The organism is Streptomyces sp. NPDC059373 (assembly GCF_042751495.1).
Classification (GTDB): domain Bacteria; phylum Actinomycetota; class Actinomycetes; order Streptomycetales; family Streptomycetaceae; genus Actinacidiphila.
In genome coordinates this window covers 51,572-68,520 of record NZ_JBHYXC010000040.1, presented here as the reverse complement: position 1 = coordinate 68,520, position 16,949 = coordinate 51,572, and the positions used below count along the sequence as shown (strand labels likewise).

At 72.1% G+C, this 16,949-nt stretch carries 17 protein-coding genes; 13 read left to right on the top strand and 4 right to left on the bottom strand.

Annotation, left to right across the window (positions count from 1 at the left end):
• Positions 1 to 218 precede the first annotated feature (218 nt).
• The 7 genes from ACFXJ5_RS34185 to ACFXJ5_RS34155 all read left to right on the top strand — a co-directional run bounded on the left by ACFXJ5_RS34185 (position 219) and on the right by ACFXJ5_RS34155 (position 8,111).
• Entirely contained in the window at positions 219 to 899 is a 681-nt protein-coding gene (locus tag ACFXJ5_RS34185) for a DUF998 domain-containing protein (RefSeq protein ID WP_384639977.1), read from the top strand.
• A complete protein-coding gene (locus ACFXJ5_RS34180; protein WP_384639974.1) occupies positions 899 to 3,052 on the top strand; it encodes a glycosyltransferase in 2,154 nt (717 codons plus the stop codon). The genes ACFXJ5_RS34185 and ACFXJ5_RS34180 overlap by 1 nt, the downstream gene beginning before the upstream one ends.
• Complete coding sequence (locus ACFXJ5_RS34175; protein WP_384639972.1) at positions 3,024 to 3,761, top strand: response regulator transcription factor; 738 nt, start codon at positions 3,024 to 3,026, stop codon at positions 3,759 to 3,761. The genes ACFXJ5_RS34180 and ACFXJ5_RS34175 overlap by 29 nt, the downstream gene beginning before the upstream one ends.
• Before the next feature lie 19 nt (positions 3,762 to 3,780).
• Positions 3,781 to 4,869 carry a sensor histidine kinase gene (locus ACFXJ5_RS34170; protein ID WP_384639969.1) on the top strand — a complete coding sequence of 363 codons (1,089 nt, stop codon included), beginning with the start codon at positions 3,781 to 3,783 and terminating at the stop codon, positions 4,867 to 4,869.
• A 215-nt stretch (positions 4,870 to 5,084) separates the two neighbouring features.
• Positions 5,085 to 5,459 carry a LuxR C-terminal-related transcriptional regulator gene (locus ACFXJ5_RS34165; protein WP_384639967.1) on the top strand — a complete coding sequence of 125 codons (375 nt, stop codon included), beginning with the start codon at positions 5,085 to 5,087 and terminating at the stop codon, positions 5,457 to 5,459.
• A gap of 195 nt (positions 5,460 to 5,654) precedes the next feature.
• Positions 5,655 to 7,463, top strand: coding sequence for a glycoside hydrolase family 15 protein (locus ACFXJ5_RS34160; protein ID WP_384639991.1), 1,809 nt, complete (start codon positions 5,655 to 5,657; stop codon positions 7,461 to 7,463).
• A gap of 36 nt (positions 7,464 to 7,499) precedes the next feature.
• Positions 7,500 to 8,111, top strand: coding sequence for a flavin reductase family protein (locus ACFXJ5_RS34155; RefSeq protein ID WP_384639964.1), 612 nt, complete (start codon positions 7,500 to 7,502; stop codon positions 8,109 to 8,111).
• A gap of 24 nt (positions 8,112 to 8,135) precedes the next feature.
• On the opposite strand, the gene ACFXJ5_RS34150 is transcribed toward ACFXJ5_RS34155, so the two are convergent.
• Positions 8,136 to 8,666: an NUDIX hydrolase gene (locus ACFXJ5_RS34150; protein ID WP_384639961.1), complete on the bottom strand. Its 531-nt coding sequence runs from the start codon at positions 8,664 to 8,666 to the stop codon at positions 8,136 to 8,138.
• A gap of 51 nt (positions 8,667 to 8,717) precedes the next feature.
• Entirely contained in the window at positions 8,718 to 10,058 is a 1,341-nt protein-coding gene (locus tag ACFXJ5_RS34145) for a transcriptional regulator (RefSeq protein ID WP_384639988.1), read from the bottom strand.
• Positions 10,059 to 10,310: 252 nt separating this feature from the next.
• Here ACFXJ5_RS34145 and ACFXJ5_RS34140 point away from each other — a divergent pair, with 252 nt between their 5' ends.
• Positions 10,311 to 10,565, top strand: coding sequence for a hypothetical protein (locus ACFXJ5_RS34140; RefSeq protein ID WP_384639959.1), 255 nt, complete (start codon positions 10,311 to 10,313; stop codon positions 10,563 to 10,565).
• Here the strand turns inward: ACFXJ5_RS34140 and ACFXJ5_RS34135 are convergent.
• Positions 10,559 to 11,269, bottom strand: a complete 711-nt coding sequence (locus ACFXJ5_RS34135; protein ID WP_384639956.1) for a TVP38/TMEM64 family protein — start codon at positions 11,267 to 11,269, stop codon at positions 10,559 to 10,561. The two genes, ACFXJ5_RS34140 and ACFXJ5_RS34135, sit on opposite strands and share 7 nt — an antisense overlap.
• Positions 11,270 to 11,356: 87 nt before the next feature.
• Here ACFXJ5_RS34135 and ACFXJ5_RS34130 point away from each other — a divergent pair, with 87 nt between their 5' ends.
• From ACFXJ5_RS34130 to ACFXJ5_RS34120, 3 genes are all read left to right on the top strand, one after another.
• Entirely contained in the window at positions 11,357 to 12,103 is a 747-nt protein-coding gene (locus tag ACFXJ5_RS34130) for a DNA alkylation repair protein (protein WP_384639953.1), read from the top strand.
• Positions 12,104 to 12,301: 198 nt separating this feature from the next.
• Positions 12,302 to 13,474, top strand: coding sequence for an elongation factor Tu (gene tuf, locus ACFXJ5_RS34125; RefSeq protein ID WP_384639950.1), 1,173 nt, complete (start codon positions 12,302 to 12,304; stop codon positions 13,472 to 13,474).
• A 137-nt stretch (positions 13,475 to 13,611) separates the two neighbouring features.
• Positions 13,612 to 14,406: a spermidine synthase gene (locus ACFXJ5_RS34120; RefSeq protein WP_384639985.1), complete on the top strand. Its 795-nt coding sequence runs from the start codon at positions 13,612 to 13,614 to the stop codon at positions 14,404 to 14,406.
• On the opposite strand, the gene ACFXJ5_RS34115 is transcribed toward ACFXJ5_RS34120, so the two are convergent.
• The gene (locus ACFXJ5_RS34115; RefSeq protein WP_384639947.1) at positions 14,346 to 15,713 is read right to left on the bottom strand and encodes an MFS transporter; all 1,368 of its coding nucleotides are present in this window, start codon (positions 15,711 to 15,713) and stop codon (positions 14,346 to 14,348) included. The genes ACFXJ5_RS34120 and ACFXJ5_RS34115 overlap by 61 nt on opposite strands.
• 57 nt (positions 15,714 to 15,770) lie before the next feature.
• On the opposite strand from ACFXJ5_RS34115, the gene ACFXJ5_RS34110 reads away from it, so the two are divergent.
• Together ACFXJ5_RS34110 and ACFXJ5_RS34105 are read left to right on the top strand one after the other, a co-directional pair.
• Positions 15,771 to 16,223 (top strand): DUF4442 domain-containing protein, encoded by a 453-nt coding sequence (locus ACFXJ5_RS34110; RefSeq protein ID WP_384639945.1) that lies wholly within the window; start codon positions 15,771 to 15,773, stop codon positions 16,221 to 16,223.
• 75 nt (positions 16,224 to 16,298) lie between these two features.
• Complete coding sequence (locus ACFXJ5_RS34105; RefSeq protein ID WP_384639943.1) at positions 16,299 to 16,946, top strand: DedA family protein; 648 nt, start codon at positions 16,299 to 16,301, stop codon at positions 16,944 to 16,946.
• Positions 16,947 to 16,949 lie beyond the last annotated feature (3 nt).

Genomic DNA, 16,949 nt, shown 5'->3' with positions numbered 1-16,949 from the left:
GGTCCTCTGGGGGGCCGTGGGGGGGGGGTTCTCACCTCGGGCCCTGCGTTTTTGTTTGTTGTCTCCCCCACCCGGGCGCGCCCCCGGGGCGGCGCCCCCCCCCCCCCCCCCGGCCCCCCACGACGTCGTCCCCGAGTGCCCGCTCGCGGGATCCGCTTCATGGAAGCTTCACACGGCGAGTGGTAGGCGCCTTATCAGGTACCCGTTGTCTGGCAGGCATGCACCCTTTTCTCTCCCCGCCGACGGCTGCCGGTCACCGTGATACGAAGCAGCTCACGTCGGCGGCTCGGACCGCCCTCGCCGGTTCGGTCGCGCTGGCCGCGATGCTGCACCTGGGGTGGGCCGAGCAGGTGGATCCGGTCGCCCAGACGCTCAGCGACTACGCACTGCACGACGGTGCCGCGGTGCTGTTCACGGCATGTGTCGGATCCGCCGCGGCAGGATCGGCCGGGGTGCTCGCCGGTCTGCTGCGCAGTCGGCTGCCCGTCGGGGCGATCGCTCCCACCGCGTTGGGGGTGGGGTGCGCCGGGCTGTCGCTCTGTGCGCTCTTTCCCACCGATCCGGCGGGCGGCGTCCCGTCCGTGAGCGGACTGGTGCACCGCCATGCGGCCGGGGCTTCGGTGGCCGCGCTTCCTGCCGCCGGTCTGCTGCTGGCCGGCCGGCTGCGCGGCCACCTTCCGGTGAGCGCGCGGGCGCGACGGATACGCCGTCTGTCCTGGGCGAGTTCGGCGGCCGCGCTGCTCTTCCTCGGAACGCATGTGAGCGTGACGCGGCCGGTGTCTCCCGCGGCCGTGCGGGCCGCCGGGCTGCTGGGGCTGGCCGAGCGGATGACGCTCGGGCTCGAGGTCGCGTTGCTGTTCGCGATGGCCGATGCGCTGCGCGGTGGCCGGAGCCGTTGATGACGGTACTCGCGATCGCCCTGGCCTTGTTCGACGCGTTCTGTTACACCGTGGGCGCGCGGCTCCAGAGCCAGGCCACGCACACGGCGTCCGCCGGCCCGGTGCCGGGGAAGCCGGCCACACTGACGGAACTCGCCCGGCGACCGCGCTGGCTGGCGGGGCTGGTGCTGCAGGTCTCGGGCGGGGGGTTGCACTTCGTCGCCCTGCAGCTGGCGCCCGTGACGGTCGTACAGCCACTGGGCGTGAGTGCCGTCGTGATGAGCGTGCTGTGGGGGCTGTGGGCCCGCCGCGCCCCGCTCGGCCCGGGCACCGGGCTCGCCCTCGTCGCGGTGGTCGTCGGGGCGGGAGGGTTCGCGACGCTCGCCGCGCACGCCACCGTGGCCACCTCCGTCACGGCGTCGGCCCAGCTGTGGGCCGGGCTGCTGGTCCTGTCGGCCCTGGTCTGCTGCGTCGTGATCGCCCATGCGCTGCCTGGCCCGGGACGGTGTCTGGCCCTGGCCATCGGCGCGGGAAGCGCTTACGGCTGCATGTCGGTACTGGTGCGGGCGGCGGGGGAGGAGTTCACGTCGTCCGGCGTCAGCCTCGTGCTGTTCGGCACGCTCGCCGCTCTGGCGCTCACGGTGCTCGCCGGTTTCCTGCTCGTACAGAGCGCCCAGGCCGCAGGACCGCCGGAGGTCACGGTCGCCTGCCTGACCCTGGCCGACCCGTTCACCGCCGTCCTGATCGGGATCGGTCTGCTGGGCGAGGCTCCCGGGCTCTCCCCGGTCACCGCCGTCGCTGGGCTGGCCTGCTGGGGACTCGCCTTCTCCGGCGTGCTCCACATCACCCGTTCCACCCCCTTTCCCCACCTCACCCCGGGCCTGCGCCCCGACAGCCCCTCACCACCGCAGGAGTACGCCATGCAAGACCCCGGTCCCCGACCGCAGCGCGTCGTCATCGGCGCCGACACCTACCCGCCGGACGTCAACGGAGCGGCGAACTTCGCCCAGCGGCTCGCGGAGGGACTCCTGGGCCGGGGACTCGAGGTCCACGTCATCTGCCCCGCGACGGAGGCCGGTCCCGGTACCACCGTGGAGCGGGGGATCACCGTGCACCGGCTCGCCTCCCACCGCACCCCGTTCCACCCCACCTTCCGCGTCAGCCTGCCCTGGCAGACCGCACGGCCCGCGGCCCGGCTGCTGGAGCGGATCTCCCCCGACGTGGTCCACATCCAGTCCCACTTCTCCGTCTGCCGGACGCTGGCGGCCGCCGCGCACCGGCGCGGGATACCGGTGGTGGCCACCAACCACTTCATGCCGGAGAACCTCCTGGGCTACACGCGGCTTCCCGCCGGGCTCGCCGACGCGGCCTGCCGGCTCGCCTGGCGCGACCTCGTCCGCGTCTTCCGCCGTGCCCACGCCGTCACCGCGCCCACCCCGCGCGCGGTGCGGCTGCTGCACGACAACGGCCTGGACGTCCCCGCCCGCCCGGTGTCGTGCGGCCTGGACCTGGACCGCTTCTCCCAGCCCGCCGCGGATGGCGGCGGCACGGACGTGCGGGTGCTGTTCGTGGGCCGGCTCGACAAGGAGAAGAACGTCCACGAACTCCTGCACGCCCTGGCGCTTCTGTCCGAGGCGGGACGACGCGTCCGAGGCGAGATCGTCGGTGACGGCTCCTGCCGTCGCGCCCTGGAGGGGCTGGCACACGACCTCGGCATCCAGGACCGGGTCACCTTCCACGGCCTGGCCGGCGACCAGGAGCTGCTGGACGCCTACGCCCGCTGCGACGTCTTCTGCATGCCCGGCACCGCCGAACTGCAGAGCCTGGCCACCATGGAGGCCATGGCGGCCGGCAAACCCGTCGTCGCGGCCGACGCGATGGCACTGCCACACCTGGTCCACCCGGGCCGCAACGGCTACCTCTTCCCGCCGGGCGACGTGCACGCCCTCGCCTCGCTCCTCACCACCCTCCTCGACGACCCCGCGGCCCGCCGCCGGATGGGACAGGCCAGCCGGCAGATCGTCGCCGAGCACGACATCCGCCGTACGCTGTCCGCATTCGAGAACCTGTACCTCCAGGCTGCCGGCCGCCCGGTGGCCGCGGCGGCCAGGCCACGCGCCACGACTCCGACCGAAGGCGAGCACGATGAGTACGCAGCGCGTTCTGGTCGTTGACGACGAGCCCAAGATCCGCATGACCGTGCGCGGCTACCTCGAGGCGGACGGCTTCCAGGTCCTCGAGGCCCCCGACGGACCCTCCGGCCTGCAGGCAGTCACCCGCGACCGCCCCGACCTCGTGGTGCTGGACGTGATGCTGCCCGGGCTGGACGGCTTCCAGGTACTGCGCCGGATCCGGCAGTCCAGCCAGGTCCCCGTGATCATGCTCACTGCCAGGGACGAGGAGGTGGACCGGCTCATCGGCTTCACCACCGGCAGCGACGACTACGTCACCAAGCCCTTCAGCCCGCGCGAGCTGGCGCTGCGCGTACGGGCCATCCTGCGGCGCACCGACAGCACACCGGGAGCCGGTGAGGACGACGGCACGCTGCGCTTCGACGGCCTGACCATCGATCCGGGCACCCGGACGGTACTGGTCGACGGAAGCCCGGCGGAGCTGTCCGCCCTCGACTTCGACCTGCTGATCGCCATGGCCCGCGCCCCTGGACGGGTGTTCACCCGGCGCGGTCTGCTGACCCAGGTGTGGGGCGAGGACTTCTTCGGCGACGAACGCGTCGTGGACGTGCACATCCGTACGCTGCGGCGCGCGCTGCGCGACGACGCCAGTGCGCCACGCTTCGTGGGCACCGTCCGGACCGTCGGCTACCGGTTCGCCGGCCTTCCCGCCCCGGGCATACCCGACCCGGACCCGGCGCACCTGCCGTAGCGGAAGGACGGACACTCCCATGCGGCCCTTCGGCCCTGCTGCCCACGGCAGCCGACGTGCCCGGCTGCGCCGGTTCCGCGCCCGCCTGTCGCTGCGCAACCGACTGGTGATCTCCCATGTCATGGTCCTGCTCGTGGCCTGGGGGTCGATGTCGGTGACCAGAGAACTGATCAACGGCCCCGGGCACCGCCGCGTCGACCCCGACGTGATCGGCTTCTGGATCGGGGCGGCCGCGGCCGTCCTCGCCGCCGTCGCCCTGTCCCGGTTCCTGCTGCGCCCGCTGGACACCGTACGTACGGCCACTCACCGGCTGGCCGAAGGACGTTACGACGACGTCCTCGACCTGCCCAGCGAGCCGGGCCTCGCCGCGCTGGTCGCAGACGTGAACACCCTGGCGGCGACACTCGCCGACACCGAGCGCCGGCGCGCCCGGCTGGTCTCCGAGATCGCCCACGAGATGAAGACCCCCATCACCATCCTGCGCGGCCAGATCGAGGGCATGGCCGACGGCATCTTCACGCCGGACGACGCGATGTTCGCCTCCCTCGCCGACGATCTGGACCGGCTGCGCCGTCTGGCCGCCGACCTCTCCAGCCTGTCCCGGGTCGAGGAGGGAGCCTTCGCCCTCCACCGCAAACCCGCGGACATCGCCGAGCTCGCCCGGGCCACCGCGGAGTGGCTGCGCCCCCAGTACGACGACCAGCGGGTGGACCTCACCATCGCGGCGGACACACCGGTCATCACCGTCTGCGACCCCGACCGGGTCACCCAGGTCCTGGTGAACCTGCTCGGCAACGCACTGATCGCGTGTGATCAGGACGGACACGTGTCCATCTCCGTCCACAGCGAACCCGATCCGTCATCCCGCATCGTCGTCCGCGTCACGGACGACGGCGTCGGCCTCGCCGAAAACGACCTGAACCGGATCTTCAGCCGATTCGAGCGCCTCGAGCATCCCGGGCGCCCCGCCCCGGCCGGGGGCAGCGGCATCGGCCTCACCATCGCCCGGGGCATCGCCCGCGCCCACGGCGGAGACGTCACCGCGTCATCCCCGGGACCGGGCAAGGGAGCCACGTTCACCCTCTGGATCCCGATGGCATCGGTCTGAGCGGGACCCGTCCTCGGCAGCGCGTATTCCTGTGAAACCTGTGTGGTCACAATGAATTGAACAAGATTGTTGACAATATTGAGGACAGCGAAATACGTTGCAGGCACAAGATCAAGCAGGCCTCGACGACGCGCTCCGGTAAGGCGTGTCGCCAGGGTAAGCCGGGCCAGGAGTACGGACGATCCGGCGCGACGGTCTGGGAGGGGTACTCCCTGTTGCGCGCGGCCCCCCTGGCGAAAGCAGCCGGGCAGGGCCCACGCGCGGGCGCCATGTGGCACCGGGCCCACCGTCTCGCCGTCACCGGTGGCGCGCGCCTGCTGTCCGACCTGGCCGAGCTGATACGTCCCCAGGTCGAGGGCGCCCTCCCGGTTCCCGAGGAGCTCGCCCAGCTGACCGTACGGGGAACGGAGATCGCCGAACTCGGCGCCGAGGGGCTGAGCAATCAGGCCATCGCGACGAAGCGCTACCTCAGCCGCCGCACGGTCGAGAGCCACCTGCCGGCGATCTACCGCAAGGCCGGTGTGCCGTCCCGCTCGGCTCTGGCAAGCCTCATGACACGCACCGCCTTCCTCAGCCGAGGCTCGGGTTGAGCTTGCCGAAGCCGTCGGCATCAGCAGGACCACCTCATCGGACACGTATCCGACGGGCTCTCCCGGAGGCCCGCACTTCGAGGACTGGTTAGCCTGAGGAGTGGGGGTGGCGGCACAGGGAGGTCCGGTGTGACCATTGAGACCAATGTGACCGCTGGGGCGTTCGGCGCTCTCGGCGGGCCTCGCGGAGCCGACATGCCCCGCTATCTGCCGGTCGCCGAGCACGGCCTGATCGGCGATCTGCGCAGCGCGGCGCTGGTGGGCACCAACGGCACCATCGACTGGTACTGCTGCCCGCGCTTCGACGCACCCAGCGTCTTCGCCTCGATCCTGGACGCCGACCGGGGCGGGTCCTTCGAGCTCGCCCCGGATGTCCCGACCCGCACCAAGCAGTTCTACTTCCCCGACACCAATGTGCTGATCACCCGCTTTTTCGCGGACGACGGCGTCGGTGAGATCCAGGACTTCATGCCGATCGTCGACGACTCGCGCGAGGCCGACCGGCACCGGCTGATCCGGCGCGTGGTGTGCGTTCGCGGATCGCTGCCGTTCCGCGCCCGGGTGGCCCCCCGCTTCGAGTACGGGGCGCAGCCGCATACGGTGCACGCGGAGCAGCGCCAGGCGGTCTTCGAGACGCCCTCACTCTCTCTCGCGCTGACGGCGAGCGTGCCGGTCGAGGTTGCCGGCCCGGATGTGTGGTCGCTGTTCAAGCTGCACGAGGGCGAGTCCGCCGTCTTCGCCCTGGACCGGGTCGGCGGCGACGTGGCACCCCGTTTCTGCCCGCTGTCCGAGGCGGAGCAGCAGTTCAAGGCCACCGTGAGCTTCTGGCGGCGATGGCTGTCCCGGTCGCGCTATCGCGGTCGGTGGCGGGAGACGGTGCACCGGTCCGCCCTCACCCTGAAGCTGCTCACCTACGCCCCGACCGGTGCCATCATCGCCGCGCCGACCACCAGCCTGCCCGAGCAGATCGGCGGCGAGCGCAACTGGGACTATCGCTACGTGTGGATCCGTGACGCCGCGTTCTGTGTGTATGCGCTGCTCAGGCTCGGGTTCACCGATGAGGCCGAAGCCTTCATGGGCTTCCTTTCCGAGCATGTCCACCTCGAGGCAACCAAGGCGCGCCGCCCCACCGGCCCGCTGCAGATCATGTACGGCATCGACGGCCGCTGTGAGCTGCCCGAACACGAGCTGCCCCATCTCGAGGGCTACCGTGGCTCGGCCCCTGTACGCGTCGGCAACAACGCCGTCAACCAGCTGCAGCTGGACATCTACGGGGCCCTCGTCGACTCCCTCTACCTCTACGACAAGTGGGGGCAGCCCATCTCCAGCGCACACTGGGACAAGGTCAGCGAGCTGGTGGACTGGGTGTGCGACCACTGGGACCAGCCCGACTGTGGGGTCTGGGAGACCCGCGGCGGGCGCAAGAACTTCCTCTACTCGCGACTGATGTGCTGGGTGGCCATCGAACGGGCCATGCGGCTGGCTCAGCATCGCGGACTGCCCGCCGACGTGGTGCGCTGGGGGCAGGCCCGGGACGCGATCTACCGTCGGATCATGCGCCATGGCTGGTCCGCCGAGCGGCACGCGTTCGTCCAGCACGAGGACAGTCAGGTCCTCGACGCGTCCTTGCTGATGATGCCGCTGGCGAAGTTCATCTCGCCCACCGACCCGAAGTGGCTCGCCACGCTGGATGCGCTCGGCGATGACCTGGTGTCCGACTCGCTGGTCTACCGCTATGACCCGCAGGCCAGCCCGGACGGGTTGCGCGGCGAGGAGGGCACGTTCTCGATCTGCTCGTTCTGGTACGTAGAGGCACTGACCCGCGCCGGCCGCCTGGACGAGGCCCGACTCGCGTTCGAGAAGATGCTCACGTATGCCAACCACCTGGGCCTGTACGCCGAGGAAATCGGCCACACCGGGGAGCAGCGCGGGAACTTCCCACAGGCCTTCACCCACCTGGCCCTGATCAGCGCGGCCTTCAATCTCGACCGCGCGCTCGGCTAGCCGGCGGCGCGGTGGGGGACCTGGATACTGGTGACCATGCGTATCGACTACGACCCGCAGGTCGTCGGGCGGAACCCCTTCTACAAGCTGCTGACGTCGGTGGTCGTGCCGCGTCCTATCGCGTGGGTGTCCACGTTGAGCGACGGCGGCACGGCGAACCTGGCCCCGCACTCCTTCTTCACGGTGGCGTGTGTCAGTCCGCCGGTGGTGCAGTTCACCTCGGTGGGGCGGAAGGATTCGCTGCGCAATATCGAGGCCACCCGGCAGTTCGTGGTCAACCTGGCGCCGGAGCATCTCTTCGAGCAGGTCAATGCCACGGCGACGGACTTCCCGCACGGGGTGAGCGAGTTCGACGAGGTGGGGATCGCCCGGGAGCCGAGCAGGGTGGTGAAGCCGCCGCGGGTGGCGGCGTCGCCGGTGGCGTTGGAGTGCGAGCTGCACAGCACGGTGTTGCTGGGGGACTCGACGGTGGTGTTCGGGCGGGTGGTGCATGCCGCGGTGTCCGAGGCGGTGTTGGCGGACGGGCATCCGGAGGTGCACAAACTGCGGCCGCTGTCGCGGCTGGGCAAGGACGAGTGGGGGACGATGGGGGAGGTCCTGGAGATCGCGCGGATCCCGTACGCGGACTGGCAGGACGGCCGAAACTGACCAACCGTCAACTGCCCGGGGTGGTCAGCCCAGCCGGATGTTGTGCAGCATCAGCAGTGCGGCGGCCATGTTGGCGGCGGGGACGTCACCTCGGGCGACGAGGTCGGGCACGGCTTTGAGGGAGACCCATTCGCGGCGGTCGGACTCGAAGTCGTCCTCGGGGTGGCCGACGTAGGCGGCCTCTTCGGCCCAGTAGACGTGGTGGGTGGCGTCGGTGAGGCCGTTGGAGGGCTCGAGGGTGAGGAGGTGGCGCAGGGGGCCGGGGCGCCAGCCGGTCTCCTCCAGCATTTCGCGGGCGGCGGCGGCTTCGACGGACTCGTCGTCCTCGACGACGCCGGCCGGGAGTTCCCAGCCCCAGCTGTCGGTGATGAAGCGGTGCCGCCACAGGAGTAAGACCTCGTTGTCGCGGTTCACGGCGGTCGCGACGGCGACCGGCCGCAGCCGGATCAGGTAGTGGTCGAGATGGCTTCCGTCGGGCAGTTCGACATCGGCGAGGTTCACCCGGAACCATCGGTTCTCGTACACGGTGTGCTCCCCGAGATTCTTCCAACGCATGATGCCGCCGCCTTCCGCCGTGTCGCTGCCAACATCGCAGCACGGCGGAGGTCACAACGGGACGCGCAGAGCCTCGTCAAGAAGCTCGACGGCCTGGACGGATATTGCTCCGTCATATGCGGCCAGATGGTGTCGTACGGACCGGAACCGGTCACGCAGCCGTTGCGACTCCATGCCCCGGCCCTGCTCCACCATCGCCGCCACGAGCTCCGAGGCGTGGTCGGGCCGCCCCCGGCGCAGCTCCACATGGGCCAGCACCGCGAGCCGGTGCACGCGCCCGCGCGGGTGCGAGGGCAGTCCGGCGGCGCGGCGGGCGTGCTCGTGGGCGGGGGCCAGTGCGCCCAGGCTGAGATATGCCTCCGCCAACTGCACGTCGACCAGGCCCGGTTGGACGTAGCCGGTCTCAGACGGCTCTTCCTCGGCGCGTATACGCCCCTCCGCAGTCACCGCCAGCCGGGCGCAGCGGGCCACCCCGGACGGATCGCCGAGGTGGCCGTACGCCTTCGCCTGCATCGCGTACAGGTCGGCCGTGAGCGCGGGGGTGATGTGCGCGCCGGCGGTGCGCAGCGCGGCCGCCGCGAAGGCGACGGCCTGCCGGAAGTCGCGCAGCCACAGCGACTGGTAGACCAGCATCCCGACCACGCAGGCGCCCAGGCGGCGGTCGCCCGAGGCCTTCGCCAGCCGTAATGCCTGGTGGAAGTAGCGCTGAGCCAGGCCGTACGCGTCCGCGTCGTACGCGCAGATGCCCGCGATGCCGACGAGCCCGCCGACCGCCCGGCACAGGTGGCGGCCCACCGCGTCGCTGTAGCTGCCGCGCAGCATCGGAGCGGCCTCGCCGGTGAGGAAGCCGGTGACCCGGTCCCTGGTGGCCACGCCGCCGGCGCTGCGGTAGAGGCCCTCGAAGTGCGCGCGGGCGGCCCGCAGCATGGCCACGTCCGCCATGCCCACCTGGTCGCGGCCGCCGCGGGACACATCGGTGTCCTCGGGCGGGTTCTCCCACTCCCATACGGGCATGACGGCGTCGGTGCCGGTCAGCGGCGTGGCGTTGCGCACGCCGGGGCGGCGCTTCTCGTCGGAGCGCCAGAGGGCCGTGGCCGCGTCCACGAAGCCGGACAGCGGGATTCCGGGCGGGACATGGACGCTGCCCGGCGAGCGCATCCCGATGTCGCCCAGGGCCAGCGGCCGCCGCACCTCCTGGCCCAGCACCTCGCAGAGCAGATCGGGGACCCGTCCGCGCGGCCGCTGGCCCCCGATCCAGCGGGTGACGGCCGTACGGTCGTAACTGAGCGTCAACCCTTCGGCTCGGCCCGCCGCGTTGACGCGGGCGGCGAGGCCGGCGTGCGACAGTCCGGATTCCGACAGCAGCGCGTCGAGGAGAATATTGGGTTCCACGGACACCCCCCAGGTCTGACCGGGTGCGGGCATCGTAGTACTCCGGCTTTCGCACGGGTTGTGAATCGCCCACCCAACTCCACGCGCCGCACACGCTTCCCGCGCCCATCCGGACGCGGTTCACTGTGCGTGCCGCTGAGTGGTCGGGCGGGCCGGGACCCGAGAACCTCCCCGCCCTGTCGGCCGCCGCCCGTCGCGCCTCCCCCGCGGCGGGCGTGCGGCGCCCAACTGAAGAAAGGGGGTGCCCGGGCAATGACGGAGCCCGATCACGCAACCATCACCGCGGAATTAACCGAGCTGCGCCACAGTCTTGATGTCGGCTTCACCCGGATGGACGGCCGACTCGCCCTGCTGGTGCAGCGTGGGGAACAGACGGAGAAGGGCCTCGACGAGCTCGAATCGCGTGTGACGGCCCTCGAACGCGGCCGATGGCCACTCCAGGGCGTCGCCGCCCTCACCGGCTTCTGCGCGGTCGCCGTCACCCTCTGGCAGGCGATCGGTCACTGACCGGCGGCGGCTCGCGGTCGCGACCGCCGCCGCCAGGCGACGACCACGGCCGCGAGCCCGGTCACCGCGATGAAGCCCATGGCCAGCAGGAAGGCCGGCGAGGTCGGGGTGGAGGCGCGGCTGCCGGCGACGACGTACGCGGCGGTGTTGGGGACGCTGCCGAGGGCGGTGGCCGTCAGGAACGGCGCGAGGCGCATCTCGGAGACGGCGGCAGCGTAGTTGGCGGCCGCGAAGGGGACGCCGGGGAACAGCCGCACCGCCAGCATGCTCCGGAAGCCGTGCCGGCTCAGCTGCCGGTCCAGCGAGAGCAGCAGCCGCCCGCGCAGCAGCGGACGCAGCGCGTCCCGCCCCAGCACCCGGCCCAGCACGAAGGACAGCCCCGCCCCCAGCACGGTCCCCCCGAGCGCGGCCACCAGGCCCGCCTGGGCGCCGAACAGGGCACCGGCCGCGAGGTTCAGCAGCGGCCTCGGCACGAAGGCCACCGCGCACAACCCGTACGCCACCCCGAACAGCAGCACCGCCGCCGCGCCCGTCAACTCCGCCGGCCAGCCGTGCGCCAGCAGCCGCTGAGGCTCCCAGACCAGCACGGAGGCCGCCGCGGCGGCGAGCAGCGCGACCAGCAGGGCGAGCCGCGCCCACGGCGACAGCAGCGCACGCGTCGTGCGCAGGGTCAGGCCCGCGGGGGCAGGAGGACTGTCGAGCATCCCCAGGAGCGTAGTCGAGGAAACCCTCCCTCAGGAGCGGCTCGGCCATGCCGCACGGCCCGCGCGGGACTTCAGTACGGTGTGAGCGTGGCCCCGAAACCGCCCGCAAGCGCGCTCGCCGACGCCCTGCTGCCCCGCCTGACCTCGGCGTACGGCGGCGCGTCGGATCCGGGCCGCGCCGCGTCGGCGGCCGCGTACATGCGCGGCGCCTTTCCCTTCCTCGGTATCCCGACGCCCGGGCGGCGCAAGCTCTCCCGCGAGGTGCTGACGGGTGTGCCCGCGCCGGGCGAGGCGGACTGCAGGGCGGTCGCGCTGCGCTGCTGGGCGCTGCCCGAGCGCGAGTACACGTACTTCGCCGTCGACTACCTGCGCAGGCACGTCAGCCGGTGCTCCTCGGGCCTCCTGCCGACCGTCCGGCACCTCGTCACCACCAACTCCTGGTGGGACACGGTCGATCCGCTGGCCGCCCACGTCGTGGGCCCGCTCGTCGCCGCCGACGACGGGCTCGTCGCCGTCATGGACGACTGGATCACCGACGACGACCTGTGGGTCGCCCGCACGGCCCTCCTGCACCAACTGCGGTACAAGCAGGCCACCGACACGGAGCGGCTCTTCGGCTACTGCCTGCGCCAGGCCGCTCACCCCGACTTCTTCATCCGCAAGGCGATCGGCTGGGCGCTGCGCGAGTACGCGTACACCGACCCGGACGCGGTGTACGGCTTCGTCGACTCGGCGCGGGACCGGCTGTCGCCGCTGTCGGTGCGCGAGGCGCTGAAGCACGCGCCCAGCGCGTCGAGCGCGCCGAAAACCGTTCGACGCGGGCGGGGTTCGTAGCCGATCATCGTGGCATGTTCCGGTACGCCTTCCTCGCAGATTCGTCCGCAGTCGCGGACGCGCTGAAGGCTGCCCCGGCCGCTTTCCTCGACGGCGCCCGACGCTGACCCTCCCCGGTGATTCCGGCGGACCCCGCAGGGGGAGGGTCGGTCCGGCCCAGGGGTCCCGTACGGAATCTCGTAGAGATGGAAAGCAGGCATGTCCAAGCAGGCGTACGTGCGCACCAAGCCGCACCTGAACATCGGCACGATGGGCCACGTCGACCACGGCAAGACGACGCTGACCGCCGCGATCACCAAGGTGCTGGCGGAGCGGGGCAGCGGCACCTTCGTGCCGTTCGACCGGATCGACAAGGCTCCGGAGGAGGCGGCGCGCGGGATCACGATCACCATCGCGCACGTGGAGTACGAGACGCAGACGCGGCACTACGCGCATGTCGACATGCCGGGTCACGCGGACTACGTCAAGAACATGATCACCGGCGCGGCGCAGCTCGACGGGGCGATCCTCGTCGTGTCGGCGCTGGACGGGATCATGCCGCAGACGGCCGAGCATGTGCTGCTCGCCCGCCAGGTGGGCGTCGAGCACATCGTCGTGGCGCTCAACAAGGCCGACGCCGGTGACCCGGAGCTGGCCGACCTGGTCGAGCTGGAGGTGCGGGAACTGCTGTCCGCCCAGGGGTATCCGGGGGACCGGGTGCCGGTGGTACGGGTGTCCGGGCTGCGGGCGCTCGAGGGCGACCCGGAGTGGACGGGGGCGATCGGGGAGCTGCTGGACGCGGTGGACGCGTACGTGCCGGTGCCGGTGCGCTACACGGACGCGCCGTTCCTGCTGTCGGTGGAGAACGTGTTCACCATCAGCGGGCGCGGCACGGTCGTCACCGGCGCCGTCGAGCGCGGCACGGTGCGGGTCGGTGACCGGGTCGAGGTGCTGGGGGCCGACACGGAGACCGTGGTCACCGGCGTCGAGACCTTCGGCAAGCCGATGGCCGAGGCCCAGGCCGGGGACAACGTGGCGCTGCTGCTGCGCGGTGTGCAGCGCGACGCGGTCACCCGGGGGCATGTCGTCGCCGCCCCGGGCAGCGTGACGCCGAGCCGGCGCTTCCGGGCGCGGGTGTACGTCCTGCCGACGGCGGAGGGCGGGCGGCGCACGCCGGTCGCCAGTGGCTACCGGCCGCAGTTCTACATCCGTACCGCCGACGTGGTGGGCGACGTGGACCTCGGCGAGGCCGGGATCGCGCTGCCCGGGGAGACCGTCGAGATGACGGTCGAGCTCGGCCGGCCGGTGCCGCTCGAAGCGGGTCTCGGCTTCGCCATCCGCGAGGGCGGCCGCACGGTCGGTGCGGGCACGGTGACCGAGTTGATCGGTTAGCCGGAGTTGTGCCGGTCCCGCCTCCAGGGGCGGGGCCGGTACGCGACAATGGGCCGGTGGACGTGCGACCCCCGGGCGAGCCGGATCCAGAGCCGATACCGGTGACCCGCGCCGTGGACTTCGGCACGGCGAAGCTGATGCCCGACGTCGACCGGCCGCGCGCCTGGCTGCTGACGGTCGACGGCGCGCCGCAGTCGTACGTGGACCTCGACGAGCCGGCGTACCTGGAGTTCGAGTACGTACGCAGGCTGGCGCACGCCCTCGACGCCGCCGCGCCCGCCGGGCTGCCGCTGGACGTGGTGCACCTGGGCGGCGGGGCGCTGACGCTGCCGCGCTATCTGGCGGCGACCAGGCGCGGGTCGCGGCAGCAGGTGGTGGAGGCGGACCGGGGGCTGGCGGCGCTGGTGGCGGAGCACGTACCGCTGGACGGCGCGGCGCGGGACATCGCCCTGCACACGCGGGACGCCCGGGCGTGGCTGGAGGGCGCACCGGACGACAGCGCGGATGTGCTGGTGGCCGACGTCTTCGGCGGGGCGCGGGTGCCCGCGCATCTGACGACGGCCGAATTCCTGGCCGAGGCGGGACGTGTGGTGCGCCCGGACGGGCTGTATCTGGCGAATCTGGCCGACGCGGCGCCGTTCGGCTTCCTGCGCTCGCAGATCGCCACCGTACGCGGCGCCTTCGGGGAGGTGTGCGTGATCGCGGAGCCGGGGGTGCTGCGCGGGCGCCGGTTCGGGAACACGGTGATCGTCGCGGCCCGCCGGGAGCTGCCGCTGGACTTCCTGGCCCGGCGGGTGGCGGCCGACGCCTTCCCGGCGAGGGTGATGCACGGCAGTGCGCTGGAACGTTTCGCCGCCGGGGCGCGCCCGGTCTACGACAGCGGTGCGGTGCCCTCGCCCGAGCCGCCGGGCGGTGCCTTCAGCGTGGGCTGAGCGGTCGTGCCGGGGGAAGCGGCGGCGGGTGGGCCGTCGTTGCGCGTGAGCCTGCGTACCTCGGGGGCGAGCAGGACGGCCGCCGTCAGGAGCACCGTCAGCGCCGCGCAGCCCCACAGGGCGCCGTAGAGGCCGAAGGCGTCGGCGGCGGGTCCGGCCAGCGCGGTGCCGACCGGGATGAGGGCGAAGGAGCCGAGGCCGTCGTAGGCGGAGACCCGGGAGAGCTTCTCCTCGGGGATCTCCTGCTGGAGGGCCAGCATCCAGGTCACCCCGAAGACCTCGATCGTCACGCCGCTGACCAGCATCGCCGCGATCAGCAGCGGGGCCGGGGCCGCCGCCGCGAGGGCGATCTGCGGCAGGGCCCAGGGGAAGATGCAGAGCGTGCCGGCGAGCAGGATGCGGCGCGGCCGCCGGCGCAGCAGCAGAAGACCGCCCAGGATGTTGCCGACTCCGAAGGCGGCCAGCGCGACGCCCCACGGCCCGGCCCCGCCCAGGCGGTCGTTGGCCACCAGCGGACCGAAGACCGCGTCGGTCGCGACGGTCGCCGCGTTGACCACCGAGAACTGCACCACGATCGCCCACAGCCAGCGCCGCGACACGAACTCCCGCCAGCCGTCGCGCAGGTCGCGCACCATGCTGCCGCGCTTGGAGCGGACGACCTCCTCGACCCGAAGGAAGGTGCGCAGCAGTGCGCCCAGCAGGAAGGAGCAGGCGTCGATGGCCAGCACCCAGCCAGGACCGAAGGCGGCGGTGAGGGCTCCGCCCAGCGCGGCGCCACCGATGTTGGCGCCGTTGGACGCCATCCGGAAGACGGCGAAGGCCCGGCCGGCGTGCGCACGGTCCACGGTCGCCAGGACCATGCCCTGGGCGGCCGGTCCGAAGAAGGCCAGGGCGGTGCCGCCGACGGCGGACAGCGCGGCCATCTGCCAGATGTGGGCGGACCCGGACAGGACGAGCACCGCGAAGACCGCCTGCGAGGCGGCGTTGAGGAGGTTGGCGCCGACCATGACGTGATGGCGCGGCAGCCGGTCGGCGAGGGCGCCGCCGATCAGCATGAAGACCACGAGCGGCAGGGTGCGGGCCGCCGCGACGAGCCCGATGTCCGTCCCGCTGCCGCCCGCCTGCAGAACGGCGAACGCGGCGGCGATCACGGAGCCGGAGCTGCCGAGGTTCGTCACGACGGCCGACGCGGTCAGCAGCCGGAAGTTCCGCCCCGCCCAGGCCGGCAGGCGTATCGGGCGAGCGGGCGCGGAGGGGGAGATCACCCGGAGGACTATCGCGGGCGTGAGGTCCCGCCGCAAAGCCATTTTTACGGCCGTCCTCAGGAGAGGCCAATCCTCATTACTTGCTGGTAACATCCGGTCATGTCCGAGACACTGCCCTCGATAGGCGAGCTGATGGCGGCCACCGTGCCCATGGCCCGCACCCTCAACCTGGAGTTCGTTGAGACCACGGCCGAGCACGCCGTGGTCCGGCTGCCCGACCAGCCCGACTTCCACAACCACGTCGGCGGCCCGCACGCCGGTGCCATGTTCACGCTGGCGGAATCGGCCAGCGGCGCCATCGTGCTCGGCGCCTTCGGCGACCAGCTCTCGCGTGCCGTACCGCTCGCCGTGAAGGCCGAGATCGGGTACAAGAAGCTCGCCATGGGCCCGGTCACCGCCACCGCGACCCTGGGCCGTCCCGTCGCCGAGGTCATCGCCGACCTCGACGCAGGGGAACGCCCCGAGTTCCCCGTCAACGTGTCCATCCAGCGCGAGGACGGCGCCGTCACCGGCGAGATGACGATCATCTGGACCCTGCGCCCCAACTCCTGAGCCCACGGCGGCCGAGACCCCCGCGTGCGTCGGCTACGCTGCGGTGAGACCCAGCGCCTTCGGGAGGAAGCGGCCTTGCACGTCCAGGAGTGGCTAGGGACCATCCCACCGATCAGCATCTACCTGCTGGTGGCGCTGGTGATCGGCGTGGAGAGCCTGGGCATTCCGCTGCCCGGCGAGATCATCCTCATCAGCGCCGCCCTGCTGTCCTCCCAGGGACATGTCAACCCCTTGATCGTCGGCGCCTGCGCCTCCGCCGGGGCGATCGTCGGCGACTCCATCGGCTACGGCATCGGCCGGCGGGGCGGCAGACCCCTCCTCGACCGGCTGGGCCGCAGATTCCCCAAGCACTTCTCGCCCGGCCACATCGCCACCGCCGAGGCGTCCTTCGAGCGCTGGGGCATGTGGGCGGTGTTCTTCGGCCGCTTCGTCGCTCTGCTGCGGATCTTCGCCGGGCCGCTGGCGGGCGTGCTGAAGATGCCGTACTGGAAGTTCCTCACCGCCAATGTGCTGGGCGGGGTCGCCTGGGCCGGCGGCACGACGGCCGTCATCTACTACGTCGGTGTGGTCGCCGAGCCCTGGCTCAAGCGCTTCTCCTACGTCGGACTCGGCGTGGCGCTGCTGTTCGGCCTGGCCTCGTTCCTGGTCGTACGCCGCCGGGCCAAGGCCGCCCTGGCCGCGGCGGACGCCGAGCCCGAGCCGGCGGCGGCCGTCGCCGACTGAATC